This is a genomic window from Erwinia sp. CGal63 (genome assembly GCF_037026505.1).
Taxonomy (GTDB): Bacteria; Pseudomonadota; Gammaproteobacteria; order Enterobacterales; family Enterobacteriaceae; genus Erwinia.
Genome location: NZ_JAKUMN010000003.1, coordinates 24,861 through 40,042 on the forward strand (window position 1 = coordinate 24,861; position 15,182 = coordinate 40,042).

Sequence of the window (15,182 nt, forward strand, 5' to 3'; positions counted from 1 at the left end):
CTACGGTTCAAGACCTATGGCCCTTCTTCTGGGCGCCCTGAGCCTGCTTAACCCGGCCATTTCCCAGGCATCTGATGGCAGAATTGCGCATTTCAACAGTAATCGCCTGAAGGCATTGGGCATCGATCCGGCGGTTGCCGCCTATTTTTCCGAAGCGGGGCGTTTTTCGCCGGGGTTTACCGAAGTTGAGCTATATATTAACGGCGATAGCCTCGGTGCGCGAAAGCTGACTTTTGGGCCGCGTGGCGAACTCTGCGCAGATGAGGCTTTCTATGCTTCGGCAGGTATTCAACGCCCGGCTTCGCTACAGCAGAAAGATGAGGGAAGCGATCTCTGTCCGTCATTACAGAAGCAGTGGCCTACGGCTTCGGTAACCCTGCTGCCTTCAGAGCAGGAGGTACGCATTGTGGTGCCGCAAAAAGCCCTGGCGCGCGAAAATAACCTGACAGGTTATCAACGCGGCGGCACCGCCGCTTTAATGAATTACTCCGCTTATCACTCGCAATTCAGCTTTAGCGGCAACCGCTCCGATTTCAGCTATCTCAACCTGGAAACCGGCTTTAACAGCAATGACTGGATGGTGCGCGGCATGCACAATCTGGTGCAGAGCAGCGATGGCGGTACGCGCTTTAACACGCCTTTTGTTTACGCGCAGAAAACGCTGGTTGACAGAAAACAGCTATTGCAGGCAGGGCAAATCAACTTCAGTAACCCTTTACTGAGCGGCGCGGCGATTGACGGCATACAGCTGATACCGCAAACGGCGTTGAACGGCGCCGCGGACGATGTGCAGGTCAGCGGTATTGCCCGCGCCGAACAGTCGCGCGTGGAAATTCGACAGAACGGGATATTGATTTACTCCACCCTGGTGCCGGTCGGGCCCTTTACGCTGACGAAGATTCCGGTACTCAATTACAGTAATGATTTGCAACTCAGCGTGATAGCGCCGGATGGACAACAGGAGAATTCCGTTGTTAGCGCCGCCTCGTTTCGTCGCCTGGTAGCGAAAGCGCCGGAAAGCTGGTCGCTGGCATTAGGCAGGATGCGGGCGCTGAACGTGGACGATGGCTACGAACGTCCGTGGGTAGCCAGTTTTTCCGATGGCTGGAATCTGTCGCGTCAGCTGTTGCTGGAGGCGGGAACCCTGGTCGGCTCCAGCTATCAGGGCGGCGGAGCCGGCGTCACCTTCAATCCGCTACCGGAAGTTGCTCTGGGTCTTGGCAGCGCGTTTAGCCAGGATCGCACACACGATAAAAAGGGGGCCAGGAGCAATGTCAGCATGATGTGGCAAACTTCGCCGAGTATGTCTGTCGGCGGAGATATCACGCTGTATTCGCCGGGCTATCGCGAACTGATTGACTCGACGAACGCGATGCCTGCTTTCTATAACCGCACCAGCGCCAGTCTGAGGGTCGGCTGGAGAGAACCTGTGTTAGGTAATTTTTCTTTTGCGGCCAGCCAGAGCCGACTGGGCGATGACAGCATGGATGTACGGCAGCTGACGGCGGCCTGGAACCGGCAGTTCGGCGTGGTGAACGCCTCGCTGAACTGGCAGCGGCAAAGCCACAGCACGCGCCAGTGTGATAACGGGCAGCGCTGTCGCAATAGCGATCGCGAAAGCCTGTTTGCCAGCCTGAATTTTCCTTTAGGTACTCAGCGAGTGAACACCTACTACCGGGATACGCAAAATTCCGCTGTCGCCGGTCTGCAAACGGGTAACACCCTGACGGAAAACAGCAGCTGGTCGTTGACGGCGGAACGTCAGCTCAGGCAGCAGCGCTTTAACAGCCTGGCAGGCAATCTGAACGGCAATCTTCACTACACCACCGCTTCCCTTTATGGCCAGGTGGCAGAGAACCACGTGCATAACTACTCAGGGACGCTTTCCGGCGGCGTAGTGGCGCATAAGGAAGGCATCGTCTTCTCTCCTGAGAAGGTTAACGAAACTTTCGGGGTGATTTCCGTAGAGCCTGCGGTCAGCGGCGTTGAGTTCATCACGCCGCAGGGTAAAACCTGGACGGACTGGCGAGGCAAAGCCGTTATCCCCAGCCTTCCGGCCTATGCCACTGGTCGTATCGAGCTGAACACCGAACGGCTGCCGGAAAACACCGATGTCAGCAACGGGCTACGACAAATCCTGGCCGGACACGGAGCGGTGACCGACGCGCGCTTTACTCTGCAACGGACGCGCAACGGCCTGCTGACGGTTGCGCTGGCAGAGGGTTCGCTGTTGCCAAAAGGCAGCGTCATCGTGACCAGCGAGGAAGAGTACGTCACGACCGCCGTAGACGCGGGCACGGTCTTCATTACTAACCTCGATGATAAGCGTCCTCTGATCGCGCGCTGGCAGGATCGGCAGTGTCGCCTGCGCTACAGCGTGCCGGAAAAAGCTCCGCAAGGCGTCGGATACGAAAAAATCAGCGCCGTTTGTGACTAACACAAGGAAATTGAGCCAATGAATACATCCAGTCGGTTACGCAGTCGAACGCTGATGGCGGTGACGCTTTGGCTGACCGCTTTGCCTGGCCTGGCGCAAAATTGCCAGGTCGTGGTTTCTCGCCCCAATATCGAGTTGGGTAATCAATATGTCTCGACGGTGAGTAAAACCCTGTTTACCCGACAGGAGCTGACAGCGCAGATTGAGTGCGAGGCGGGCGGGCCGATCGGCGTACGGATTGAGGGAACAGCAGATAGCAAAGGAAGCGCTTTTCACTTTGGCAACGGCGGCAGAATGACGCTAACGCTGCTTTCCGCGCGTTATAACGGCGTAGAAACCGCCCTGCGGCTAACCCAACCTTATGAAAAGCTGCTTGCGCCCGGCGAGTCGATCAAACTGACGCCGGGCAGTGAACTGCTGCTGCCGATGCAAACCGCCAGCGAAAGCAGGCGTAACCTGACGCTACAGCTGCGTCTCGACTTCCCGTTTACCGGCAAAGAGATACCTGTTCGCGACTTAACAGAGTTAGAAGGACAGATAAGGCTGGCGGTGGAAAGCTGAATAACAGCCAGTAAAAAGGGCCGGGTTTTCACACCGGCCCTTTTTTTATCTAGCTCGCCGTCAGCGCGCTCTCGATGGTCATTCGAACTTCCTGGCTAATCAGATCGGCCAGCATCTGATAGACCTTATGGGTCTGCTCATAATGCGCGTCGCCGGTATCGCTGATATAGCCTTCGTCGCGCAGCGTCAGCACCAGCGTCGAAAACACCGCTTTATCGAAGAACTCTGGCGCGTTGATGCCGTGCAGCACCGAAAGACGTTGGGCCATGGTGCGGCTCTCTTTCTCCAGCGTGCCGCGGTTGATGGCAGGATTGGCGCTGAGAATTGAGAAAGTGATGGCGTAGCGCTGCAGCGTCTCGCGCACGCCAGCCGCCAGCAGCTGTAGCGTATGGAAACGGGCAGGGCTGAGGCGCAGCGTCTGCGTCTGTTCGTCGGCGATCAGCAGATTCTGGCGCGCCATCTCGCTGACCAGCGAATCCAGCAGGCCCGGCAAATCGTCTTTTTCCCAGTGCAGGAACAGCTCGCTTTTCAGCATCGGGTAGATCACGCTGACCTGGCGCAGCAGCTCGGCGCGCGTCAGTTCCTGATGCTGCATCAGGATCACCGCAATCACCGACGGCATCACCAGCATATGATGGACGTTGTTGCGGTAGTAGGTCATCAACACCGCCTGCTCGCGCGGCAGCACGATAATCTCGCCGATATTGTCCTGCTCAATCTCGAACTTATTCATGCTTAACGCGTGATCCAGCATCGCTTCCGGCGTCATCTCCGGCACGGTGGCGTCCGGCGAATAGGGCACGTTGCGCAGCAGCTGGGTATAGCATTCCAGCTGTTCCACCAGCTGCTCGCGGGTCAGCGAACGCTGGCGCGAGGCCAGCAGCGCCGTCACGCACAGGTTCATGGCGTTGGCCGCGCCGGCGTTGTTGATGCGAACCATAACGCGCTGGGCGATATCGTTAACCGCGGGCGTCAGCCAGGCCGGACGCTGGGACTCAATCGGATCGATAGAGTCGCGCCATTCCGGCACGTTCTTGTTCAGATAGTTAACCAGCGGCAGCGGTTCGCCAAAGTTCACGTAGCCCTGGCCCAGATTACGCAGCTTGCGCAGCCCGCGCACCATCTGCATAAAGCCTTCTTTCTCTTTGGTGGCGCCGCGCAGCTCCTTCGCATAGGTGCCAACCTCCATCACGTGCTCGTAGCCGATATAGATAGGCACCAGCGTGATAGGACGGTTGCCGCCGCGCAGCATCGCCTGGATCGTCATCGACAGCGTGCCGGTTTTCGGATCGAGCAGGCGTCCGGTACGGGAACGACCACCTTCCACAAAATATTCCACGGAATAGCCACGGGTGAACAGCTCGCCCAGATATTCGCGGAACACGGTGGAATAAAGCTTATTGCCCTTAAAGGTACGGCGAATAAAGAAGGCGCCGAGACGACGGAAAATCGGGCCGGCCGGCCAGAAGTTGAGGTTGATGCCGGCGGCGATATGCGGCGGCACCAGGCCCTGATGATAGAGCACGTAAGAGAGCAGCAGATAGTCCATATGGCTGCGATGGCACGGCACATAGACGATTTCATGACCGTCCTGCGCCAGCTGGCGCACGCGCTCGCCGCCGTTGACGTTGATGCCCTGATAAAGCTTGCTCCACGTCCAGCCCATAATCCTGTCGGTCAGACGGATAGCCTCGTAGGAGAAGTCCGCCGCGACCTCTTCCATCAGTTCGATAGCGTTCTGCTGCGCTTTCTCATGGGAGATCTTTTTGCTGCGCGCTTCGTCCTCTACCGCTTTTGCAATCGCTTTCGACTGCAGCAGCTTGTTGAACAGATCCTGACGCACGGGCAGGCGCGGGCCAACCGCCGCGAGGCGCTGGCGGGCAAAATGCATTCTCGCCACGCGCGCCAGTTTCTGGGCGATGGTTTTATCGGTGCCGTGCTCGGTGGCCATACGGCGCAGCGAAACCATCGGCGAGAAGCGTACAAAGCTGTCGCGTCCCAGCCACAGTACGGCGATAAACTTCTGAATACCGTTCAGCACGCGCAGATGCGGCTGGCTCTCGCCCTGAACCTCGCGGCCAGGCGCACGACCAAACATTACCGACACCGGCACCATCTGCACGTCCAGCAGCGGATTGCTGCGATGGAGATCCAGATAGTCATGGAACGTTTTAACGGATTCCAGATTCGGCGCGTAATAGGGGAAGACGCGCGGGCCGTCGTGAATAAAGACGTAGCGCGGCAGCAGCGTGCCGTCGATCTCCAGCGGCTCCAGGGGATCGGGAAGATCCTCTTTGCGGCACTGCTCGCGCAGCGCCAGCAGATCGGCCTTTGAATCATACGGCAGTACATACATAATGGGGCGCGACGTATCCAGCCCCAGTTCAGCGACCGGCTCAGCGGGGATCGCCTTACTTTTTACCAGCATTTTTACTGGTAAATTCAATAAGTTGTAATATAAATTACGCCAACCTGACATAGACAACATAAAGCCTCTTGTTAGCAAAGCGCGGCAAGCATACCAGAATCCGTAAACGAGATCTGTGGTGTTGCATAATGTGCGCTACCCTGACATTGACGTTAAACAGAACAAAGGGTTCCCTGATTATGGCAAATAACGCCTCAGGTTTAACACGGATCATTAAAGCAGCAGGGTATTCATGGAAAGGGCTGCGGGCGGCCTGGCAGTTTGAAGCCGCTTTCCGTCAGGAAGTCGTTGCCGCCGTGGTGGCGATAGCAATCGCCTGCTGGCTGGACGTCGCTCCGCTGGCAAGAGTGCTGCTGATAGGCTCCGTAGCCTTGGTGATTATCGTGGAAGTACTGAACAGCGCGATTGAAGCCGTGGTCGACAGGCTGGGCAACGAGTTCCACGAGCTTTCCGGTCGCGCGAAAGATATGGGCTCGGCGGCGGTGCTGCTGGCGATTTTACTGGCGGTCTTCGTCTGGCTGAGCGTGCTGCTTACCCGCTAACCGCCGCGCTGAAATGGCAATAAGTGACGTTTTTTATCCGACTTGAGGTTTTCAACGGCGAAATACCTGTATATACTCACAGTCGACTGTATAAACAACCAGGGGGCGGGATGAAAGCATTAACGGCAAGGCAGCAGCAGGTCTACGACCTGATACGCCAGCATATCAACCAGACCGGCATGCCGCCGACGCGGGCAGAGATCGCCACGCAGCTCGGCTTCCGTTCCCCGAATGCGGCTGAAGAACACCTGAAGGCGCTGGCGCGCAAAGGCGTTATCGAGATCGTCTCCGGCGCATCGCGCGGTATCCGCCTGATGATGGAAGACGAAGACGGGCTGCCGCTGATTGGCCGCGTAGCGGCGGGCGAGCCGCTGCTGGCGGAACAGCATATTGAAGGCCACTACCAGGTCGATCCGGATCTTTTTAAACCGGGCGCCGACTTCCTGCTGCGCGTCAGCGGTATGTCGATGAAAGACATCGGCATTATGGATGGCGATCTGCTGGCCGTACACAAGACCCAGGACGTGCGTAACGGCCAGGTCGTGGTGGCGCGCATCGATGACGAAGTCACGGTAAAACGCCTGAAAAAGCAGGGCAACATTGTGCATCTGCTGCCGGAAAACAGTGAATTCAAGCCGATCGTGGTCGATCTGCGCCAGCAGACCTTCTCTATCGAAGGCCTGGCCGTTGGCGTCATCCGCAACGGTAGCTGGCTGTAAAAGCACGCTTCTGCCTCTGCGCCGTCGTTAAGGCGGCGCATTCGTTACTTCCTCTCTTTATATCGCGCAATGCAGTCTGATAATCGTTCGATGCATAGCCTGCGAACGATGGCTTTTTAATCACCGCTTTTTCCGGTTATCTCCGCTTTCCCTTTTGTTGCGCTTTTGTTTTTTCTCGTTACGCATTGATTATCCTTATTTTTTCTACTTCTCTGCCGTGCCGCTTCGCTTTTTTTGCAAAATCAGGCCGTCTCGCCGTGCAAACCCGCTATCTTCTACTACAATTATCTGTACGTTACGCACTTAGGCAGCGTTTTATGTTGCTGTCAGTAGTTTTGCAGTAACGATAAGCTGTTATCACCTAAGGTTAAGGAGAAACAAGATGAATAAAGACGAAGCCGGCGGTAACTGGAAACAGTTGAAGGGTAAAGTAAAAGAGAAGTGGGGCAAGCTGACCGATGACGACATGACTGTCGTAGAAGGTAAACGCGATCAGCTGGTCGGTAAAATTCAGGAGCGTTACGGTTACACCAAAGACCAGGCTGAGAAAGAGCTGGGCGACTGGGAAACCACTAACAAGCATCGCTTCTGATAAAATAACGTGCACAGGGGCAGCAAGCCCGTAAGACGTTACAGCAAGGGCAGCGCTTTCGGCGCTGCCCTTGTTCTTTTATAGCGGCGGCGCCGCTTAAGTTTCTCTGAAGCTTATGCTTTTTAACGACCGCGCTTTTTACTGCCGAGCGTATGATCGTGCTGGCACTCATCCTGATGCTGGCAGGCTTCCACTTCCACACAGCTGCCGCACAGGCCATGCGCTTCAATCACGCTATTGGTCAGCGCGAAACCGGTAGCTTGCGCCAGCGACTGCAAAATAGCTTCGACGCCTTCCGCATGTTGTTCCGCCACCGCGCCGCAGCGATCGCAAATCAGCATGGCCGAGGTATGCGAAGGCTCTTCAAAGTGATGACAGACAACGTAGCTGTTGGTCGATTCGACGCGATGTACGAAACCCTGCTCCAGCAGAAAGTCCAGCGCCCGATAGACGGTAGGCGGCTTGGCCTGCGGTTCGCTGGCGCGCAGCAGATCCAACAGGTCGTAGGCGCTAATCGCGCCGTGATGCTGGCTCATCAACCGCAGCACTTCCAGACGCTGAGGCGTCAGCCTGACGTTGCGCTGCTGGCAGATGGTTTCCGCCTGCGACAAGATGTTTTCAGGACTGTTAATATTCATAGTTCTCCCCAGGCTGGCTTAGCGCGTTATATTATCACAATGCTGATAAAAACACCGCGCTTCCGCCTTTCCCGCTTGCTGCCTGCTGGTCTGCGACAGACCGCCCACTCTCTCTTTTCCGCGCCGCTGAAATTTCAGGCAGATACGCTGGCGGTAAACTTATCGTTCGAGCGTCAAATCTGTACCATTTTTAACTTAATAAAGTGATAAACGGCGTTGTGTTTTGAAATGTTTTAACTACATTTACATAAATATTTGTAAACATTTCCCGCATCACGCAGCAAAAACCCGTTGATTTTTAAGCCGGATAGCAGATTAAAAGCCGTGCAATGAGCAGAAAAACCCCGGTAATTTGACTTAGTTCAGGCTAATGACTTACCGCGGTTCGGCCCATTATACGGTTAATTGTACTGGTCGCGCTTCAGGCGCAGTCTTCTTATTGTTGAAGGGTTAGAGGTAAATGGTCAAAAAATTCAAGCTGAACAGATTCGCCCGACCGGCTGTTTTTCCCGTACTGCTGCTGGCTCCGTTAAGCGCGCTTGCCGCAGGCAGCTATTATGATGCCCGTAACGATGCGATGGGCGGAACAGGCGTGGCCTCTTCAACTTACGGGACGGCGGTGCTGGCTAACCCGGCGCTGATGACCAAAGCCCAGCCGGAGGATAATGTCAGCATTATTCTTCCCGCCGTCGGCGCGCAGCTGAGCGATAAAAACAAGCTGATCGACAAGGTGGACGATCTGACCGACAGCGTTGATCGCTATCAGGATATCGCTCGTCAGGATCCTTTAAGTTTGCTGACTGACTACCCGCGCGTCCAGGCGGCGGCAGGCGATTTGGCTAATCAACTGCGCGGCATCAAGGGCAGTAAGTCCTGGGCTACGGCTGGTGCGGCGGTTGCGGTCACCGTCCCGAACGAAGTGCTGCCTTTTGCATTCGTGGCGAAAGCTTACGGTACGGCACACGTAACGGCGGATGTCACCCAGGGCGATATCGATTATCTGCAGGGCATCGCCGACGGCACCAGGCTGCCGCTGCCCGGCGATCAGGATAATCTGACCTCTGCGGCGCTGGGGCGCGGTGCGATTGTTTACGATTACGGCGTGGCCGTGGCGCACGAATTCAATGTTGCCGGTCATCCGGTTTCTTTCGGCATCACGCCGAAGATCCAGAAGACTTACCTCTATAACTACAGCGCCTCTGTCTATAACTACGACAAGTCGGACTTCACCAAAGGCCGCTACAAGAACTCCAATACCGGGTTCAACATGGATGCCGGCGTGGCGACCGATGTCGGCGACCACTGGACGCTAGGCGTCAGCGCGCAGAACCTGATTGCGCGCGATATCGATACCCGCGAGGTGAACGGCTATAAGGACACTTACCAGATCCGGCCGGTAGTGACGCCAGGCGTTTCTTATCATACCGAGCGGCTGACGGCGGCGCTGGACGTTGACGCCACGCCGACCAAACGCTTTAAAACGGTGGAAGACAGCCAGTATGCAGGCGCAGGCGTGGAATATCGCGTGTTAAGCTGGCTGCAGCTGCGTGCGGGCTATCGCGCCGATATGAAATCCAACGACACCAACGTGGCGACCGCTGGCTTTGGCCTGTCGCCGTTTAACAAGGTGCATCTGGATCTGGCCGGGATGCGCGGCAACGACAACACCTGGGGCGCCGTCGCCCAGCTGAACTTTACCTTCTGATTGCTTTTCGGGCGCAGCGCTGCTGCGCCCGCATCGTCCGCTTAGCGATTGCCGCCCGGCATGGTATCATTGCGCACATTATCGTCATTTGTTAATCAGAGCCCGCGCGTTTTATGACCCAGAATTTACCTGCCCACCGTTTTTCCGTCGCCCCAATGCTGGACTGGACCGATCGCCACTGTCGCTACTTTCATCGTCAGCTGACCGGCCAGGCGCTGCTTTACACCGAAATGGTCACGACCGGCGCCATTATTCACGGCAAAGGCGACTATCTTGCCTGGAACCAGGCAGAGCAGCCGGTAGCGCTGCAGCTTGGCGGCAGCGATCCGCTGGCGCTGGCGCAATGTGCCGAGCTGGCGCAGGCGCGCGGCTATAACGAAATTAACCTGAATGTCGGCTGCCCGTCGGATCGCGTACAGAACGGGCGTTTCGGCGCCTGCCTGATGGGCGAAGCGGCGCTGGTGGCGGATGCCGTTAGGGCGATGCGCGATCGCGTATCGATCCCCGTTACGGTGAAAACCCGTATCGGCATCGACGAGCAGGACAGCTACGAGTTCCTGTGCGATTTTATCCGTCAGGTGTCGGAACAGGGCGGCTGCGAGATGTTTATTATCCACGCGCGTAAAGCCTGGCTTTCCGGCCTCAGCCCGAAAGAGAACCGCGAGATCCCGCCGCTGGACTATGAACGCGTGTATCAACTGAAGCGCGATTTCCCGCATCTGACGATGTCGATTAACGGCGGTATCAAATCACTGGCGGAAGCCAAAGCGCACTTGCAGCATGTGGATGGCGTAATGGTGGGTCGTGAAGCCTATCAGAATCCGGGAATGCTGGCGGAAGTCGATCGCGAGCTGTTCGGCAGCGATCGACCCGCGATCGATCCGGTAGCGGTAGTGCGCTCAATGTATCCTTATATCGAGCGTGAACTGGCGCAGGGCACCTATCTGGGCCATATCACCCGCCATATGCTTGGCCTGTTCCAGGGTATTCCGGGCGCCCGCCAGTGGCGTCGCTATCTGAGCGAAAATGCCCACAAGGCCGGCGCCAACGTGGAAACTGTGGAAGCAGCACTGGCGCTGGTAGCGGATAAGGTGCCGACAGCAGTTTAATCTGCCGACTCTCTCTTTCCTGACGCCGTTATAGCTATAAATAGTCATGAAAGGATAAAAGCCTGGTCAAATTCACACCAGGTAACAGGGATATTGACCACGGCGCAATTGACGTGGTTTTATATTTTTCAATACTTTCATTAGGTTATGTTAATAGCAGTGTTGGCACGCAACTTGCATAAATGCTGAGGATCTTTAATGGGGAGAGACTGATGGAAATCTTCTTTGTTCTTGGCTTTTTTGTGATGCTGCTGATGACCGGCGTTTCGCTGCTGGGGATTATTCTGGCGCTTATCGTCGCCAGCGTGGTGATGATGTTCGCGGGCTTGTTGATGGTGGCGCTCAAAATGCTGCCGTGGCTGGCGCTGGCGGTCGCCGCGGTATGGATTTATCGCGCATACCGCAAACCGACGACGAAAACAGAACGTTGGATATCTCGCTAAAATCAGGGCGTTGGCGACAAGTTTGCACAGAGTAATGCGGAGTCGATCACAACCTGACAGATCGCATAGACGATTTTGCAATTAAACATATTTTTTGCTTATGAATTCTGTCAGGATGATTTTCACTGAATTAGCGAAATTCATCGCCGCTGACCCTACAAACAGCGCGAACTATAAAAAAGAAAAAGGGGCTTCCTACGGGAAGCCCCACTTATTTGTAGCATCCGCCGTTACGGAATCAGCAAGCAGGAGCCCTGAGTCGCGCGGCTTTCCAGCGTTTTATGCGCCTGCTGCGCATCCGCCAGCGCGAACTTCTGTTGTTCCGGCACGTCCACTTTGATAGCGCCGCTGGCGATCAGTGAGAAGAGTTCGTTGCTGGCATGGGTCAGCGCGTCGGCGTTGGTGATATAGCCGTTCAGCGAGGGACGCGTCACGTACAGCGAGCCTTTCTGATTGAGGATCGCCAGATTGACGCCGTTGACCGGGCCGGACGAGTTGCCGAAGCTCACCATCAGGCCGCGCCGCTGCAGGCAGTCCAGCGAAGCTTCCCAGGTATCTTTGCCCACCGAATCATAGACCACGCGCACTTTCTTACCGTTGGTCAATTCCAGCACGCGCTTCGCCACGTCTTCCTCGCGATAATTGATGGTTTGCCAGGCGCCGGCTTCTTTAGCCCTGATCGCTTTCTCCGCCGAGCCAACGGTGCCGATCAGATGCGCGCCCAGCGCTTTCGCCCACTGACAGGCGATCAAGCCTACGCCGCCTGCGGCGGCCTGAAACAGGAAAGTCTCGTCCGGCTGTACCACATAGGTCTGACGCAGCAGATAGTGGACGGTCAACCCTTTCAGAAACGAGGCCGCCGCCTGCTCAAACGAAATGCTGTCAGGCAGCAGCGCCAGCTTGTCGGCCTGCACGGCATGATATTCGCTGTAGGCGCCCAGCGAAGACTGGGCATAAACTACACGATCGCCAGCTTTGAACGTGGTCACGCCTTCGCCCACGCTTCTGACAATGCCGGCCGCTTCCGTTCCTAAGCCGCTGGGCAAAGCGGCCGGATAAAGCCCGCTGCGCACGTAGGTATCGATATAGTTGATGCCGATGGCTTTATTCTCAACCACCACTTCACCTGCTGCCGGTTCCGGGATGTCCGCCTCGATAACCTGAATCACTTCCGGGCCGCCGTGCTGGCTGATTTGTATACGTTTTGCCATGCTCGCTCCTGTAGAATCCGCGTCATTGAAGGAGGACGAAAGGTCGCCAAACGGGTATACTGGCGCGTCCCCACACAAGGTATTACATCACTATGGCAGGAAATAAACCCACCAACAAATCCAATGAAAACCGTGAGCCGCGCGATCGGCAAATGGAAGGGCTGAAGCTGCCGCCCCATTCGCTGGAAGCGGAGCAGTCCGTGTTGGGCGGCCTGATGCTGGATAACGAGCGTTGGGACAACGTCTCCGAGCGCGTAGTGGCGCAGGACTTCTTCAGCCGTCCGCATCGCATGATTTTCAGCGAAATGCAGCGGCTGCTGGAGATGGGCAAGCCTATCGATTTGATCACGCTTTCTGAATCGCTGGAAACCAAAGGCGAGCTGAGCATGGTTGGCGGCTTCGCCTATCTGGCGGAGCTGTCGAAAAACACGCCAAGCGCGGCGAACATCGGCGCCTATGCCGATATCGTGCGCGAACGTGCGGTAGTTCGCGAGATGATCGCGGTGGCGAACGAGATCGCCGACGCGGGTTACGATCCGCAGGGCCGCACCAGCGAAGATCTGCTCGATCTGGCGGAATCCCGCGTCTTTCAGATTGCGGAAAATCGTGCCAACAAAGATGAAGGGCCGAAAAGCGTCGATCAGATCCTTGAAGCGACGATCTCCAGGATCGAATCGCTCTATCAAACGCCGCACGACGGCGTAACCGGCGTGGATACCGGCTATCAGGATCTGAACAAGAAAACGGCCGGGCTGCAGCGTTCGGATCTGATCATCGTGGCGGCGCGTCCGTCGATGGGTAAAACCACGTTTGCGATGAACCTCTGCGAAAACGCGGCGATGCTGCAGGATAAACCGGTTTTAATTTTCAGCCTTGAGATGCCCGGCGAGCAGCTGATGATGCGTATGCTGGCGTCGCTTTCGCGCGTCGATCAGACCCGCATTCGTACCGGCCAGCTTGATGACGAAGACTGGGCGCGAATTTCCAGCACCATGGGTATTCTGCTGGAAAAGAAAAACATGTTTATCGATGACTCTTCCGGCCTGACGCCAACGGAAGTGCGCTCGCGAGCGCGCCGTATTTTCCGCGAGCACGGCGGCCTGAGCCTGATAATGATCGACTACCTGCAGCTGATGCGCGTGCCGTCGCTTTCCGATAACCGTACGCTGGAGATCGCCGAAATCTCCCGCTCGCTGAAGGCGCTGGCGAAAGAGCTGCAGGTGCCGGTGGTGGCGCTGTCGCAGCTGAACCGCTCGCTGGAGCAGCGCGCCGATAAACGCCCGGTGAACTCGGATCTGCGCGAGTCCGGCTCTATCGAGCAGGACGCCGACCTGATTATGTTTATCTATCGCGACGAGGTTTATCACGAAAACAGCGATCTGAAAGGCATTGCGGAAATTATCCTGGGCAAGCAGCGTAACGGCCCGATCGGTACGGTGCGTCTGACCTTTAACGGCCAGTGGTCGCGCTTTGACAACTACGCCGGCCCGCAGTACGACGACGAATAACCCGCTGACCCTGAAAATTGACCAACCAATAAATGGAGATTCGCACCGTGTTCCAAAACGTTGACGCCTATGCTGGCGACCCGATTCTTTCCCTGATGGAAACCTACAAGCAGGATACGCGCCCGCACAAGGTGAACCTGAGCATCGGCCTCTATTACGACGGCCAGGGCGTGATTCCACAGCTGAAGGCGGTTGCGGCGGCGGAAGCGCGGCTGAACGCGCAGGCGCACGAGGCTTCTCTCTATCTGCCGATGGAAGGTCTGGCGGCCTATCGCAGCGCGGTGACGCCGCTGCTGTTTGGTCAGGAGCATTCGGTCTTGCAGGCCGGGCGCGTCGCGACTATCCAGACCGTTGGCGGCTCCGGCGCGCTGAAGGTTGGTGCGGATTTCCTGAAGGCTTATTTTCCGGGTTCTCAGGTTTGGGTCAGCAATCCTACCTGGGAGAACCATATCGCTATCTTCTCCGGCGCGGGTTTCACGGTGAACACCTATCCGTGGTATGACGACGAAACCAACGGCGTAAAATTTGAAGAGCTGATCGCTACGCTGAAGACGCTGCCGCCACAGAGCATCGTGCTGCTGCATCCTTGCTGCCATAACCCAACCGGCGCGGATCTGACCAACGAGCAGTGGGATAACGTCACCGCCGTGCTGAAAGAGCGCGATCTGATCCCGTTCCTGGATATCGCCTATCAGGGCTTTGGCGCGGGTATGGAAGAGGACGCCTACGCTATTCGCGCTATCGCCGCAGCCGGGCTGCCGGCGCTGGTCAGCAACTCCTTCTCGAAAATCTTCTCGCTGTACGGCGAGCGTGTCGGCGGCCTTTCCGTGGTCTGCGATGATGCGGAACAAGCTTCCCGCGTGCTGGGCCAGCTAAAAGCCACCGTGCGCCGTAATTACTCCAGCCCGCCAAACTTCGGCGCTCAGGTCGTCTCCTGCGTGCTGAACGACGCGGAGCTGAAAGCGCAGTGGCTGGCGGAAGTCGAAGGCATGCGCGTGCGTATCAGCACTATGCGCCAGACGCTGGTAGATGCGCTGACGGCGGCGGTACCGGGCAAAAACTTTGACTATCTGCTGAAGCAGCGCGGCATGTTCAGCTATACCGGCCTGAGCGCGGCCCAGGTCGATCGCCTGCGCGAAGAGTTCGGCATCTATCTGATCGCCAGCGGCCGCATGTGCGTGGCGGGCCTGAACAACGACAACGTAAAGCAGGTCGCCGACGCTTTCGCCGCGGTAATGTAATCTTTTCCGGCCGCGGACATCGCGGCCGGCTTGTTTCTTCCCGCCAGC

Annotated in this window: 13 protein-coding genes; 10 read left to right on the forward strand and 3 right to left on the reverse strand. The window is 56.8% G+C overall.

The window, feature by feature from the left end:
* The first annotated feature begins 16 nt into the window (after positions 1 to 16).
* Both MKZ79_RS11390 and MKZ79_RS11395 read left to right on the forward strand, forming a co-directional pair.
* The gene (locus tag MKZ79_RS11390) at positions 17 to 2,437 is read left to right on the forward strand and encodes a fimbria/pilus outer membrane usher protein (RefSeq protein ID WP_336142255.1); all 2,421 of its coding nucleotides are present in this window, start codon (positions 17 to 19) and stop codon (positions 2,435 to 2,437) included.
* Between the two features lie 18 nt (positions 2,438 to 2,455).
* Entirely contained in the window at positions 2,456 to 2,998 is a 543-nt protein-coding gene (locus MKZ79_RS11395) for a hypothetical protein (RefSeq protein ID WP_336142257.1), read from the forward strand.
* A 49-nt stretch (positions 2,999 to 3,047) separates the two neighbouring features.
* On the opposite strand, the gene plsB is transcribed toward MKZ79_RS11395, so the two are convergent.
* Positions 3,048 to 5,477, reverse strand: a complete 2,430-nt coding sequence (plsB, locus tag MKZ79_RS11400) for a glycerol-3-phosphate 1-O-acyltransferase PlsB (RefSeq protein WP_336142858.1) — start codon at positions 5,475 to 5,477, stop codon at positions 3,048 to 3,050.
* 128 nt (positions 5,478 to 5,605) lie between these two features.
* Between plsB and MKZ79_RS11405 the strand changes: the two genes are divergently transcribed.
* The 3 genes from MKZ79_RS11405 (at position 5,606) to MKZ79_RS11415 (ending at position 7,279) form a co-directional block, all read left to right on the forward strand.
* Entirely contained in the window at positions 5,606 to 5,968 is a 363-nt protein-coding gene (locus tag MKZ79_RS11405) for a diacylglycerol kinase (RefSeq protein ID WP_336142260.1), read from the forward strand.
* A gap of 110 nt (positions 5,969 to 6,078) precedes the next feature.
* Positions 6,079 to 6,687 carry a transcriptional repressor LexA gene (gene lexA / locus MKZ79_RS11410; RefSeq protein ID WP_336142264.1) on the forward strand — a complete coding sequence of 203 codons (609 nt, stop codon included), beginning with the start codon at positions 6,079 to 6,081 and terminating at the stop codon, positions 6,685 to 6,687.
* A 382-nt stretch (positions 6,688 to 7,069) separates the two neighbouring features.
* Positions 7,070 to 7,279 (forward strand): CsbD family protein, encoded by a 210-nt coding sequence (locus MKZ79_RS11415; protein WP_336142266.1) that lies wholly within the window; start codon positions 7,070 to 7,072, stop codon positions 7,277 to 7,279.
* Between the two features lie 122 nt (positions 7,280 to 7,401).
* Here the strand turns inward: MKZ79_RS11415 and zur are convergent, their stop codons facing one another.
* A complete protein-coding gene (gene zur, locus MKZ79_RS11420) occupies positions 7,402 to 7,917 on the reverse strand; it encodes a zinc uptake transcriptional repressor Zur (protein ID WP_336142269.1) in 516 nt (171 codons plus the stop codon).
* Positions 7,918 to 8,377: 460 nt separating this feature from the next.
* Between zur and MKZ79_RS11425 the strand changes: the two genes are divergently transcribed.
* From MKZ79_RS11425 to pspG, 3 genes are all read left to right on the forward strand, one after another.
* Positions 8,378 to 9,622: a conjugal transfer protein TraF gene (locus MKZ79_RS11425; protein ID WP_336142271.1), complete on the forward strand. Its 1,245-nt coding sequence runs from the start codon at positions 8,378 to 8,380 to the stop codon at positions 9,620 to 9,622.
* Between the two features lie 113 nt (positions 9,623 to 9,735).
* Complete coding sequence (gene dusA / locus MKZ79_RS11430) at positions 9,736 to 10,731, forward strand: tRNA dihydrouridine(20/20a) synthase DusA (protein ID WP_336142274.1); 996 nt, start codon at positions 9,736 to 9,738, stop codon at positions 10,729 to 10,731.
* 212 nt (positions 10,732 to 10,943) lie between these two features.
* Entirely contained in the window at positions 10,944 to 11,174 is a 231-nt protein-coding gene (pspG, locus tag MKZ79_RS11435; RefSeq protein WP_336142276.1) for an envelope stress response protein PspG, read from the forward strand.
* A gap of 230 nt (positions 11,175 to 11,404) precedes the next feature.
* Here the strand turns inward: pspG and MKZ79_RS11440 are convergent, their stop codons facing one another.
* Positions 11,405 to 12,385, reverse strand: a complete 981-nt coding sequence (locus MKZ79_RS11440) for a quinone oxidoreductase (protein ID WP_336142278.1) — start codon at positions 12,383 to 12,385, stop codon at positions 11,405 to 11,407.
* Between the two features lie 92 nt (positions 12,386 to 12,477).
* Between MKZ79_RS11440 and dnaB the strand changes: the two genes are divergently transcribed.
* Positions 12,478 to 13,893, forward strand: coding sequence for a replicative DNA helicase (gene dnaB / locus MKZ79_RS11445; RefSeq protein WP_336142283.1), 1,416 nt, complete (start codon positions 12,478 to 12,480; stop codon positions 13,891 to 13,893).
* Positions 13,894 to 13,940: 47 nt separating this feature from the next.
* The gene (locus tag MKZ79_RS11450; protein WP_336142287.1) at positions 13,941 to 15,134 is read left to right on the forward strand and encodes an amino acid aminotransferase; all 1,194 of its coding nucleotides are present in this window, start codon (positions 13,941 to 13,943) and stop codon (positions 15,132 to 15,134) included.
* Positions 15,135 to 15,182 lie beyond the last annotated feature (48 nt).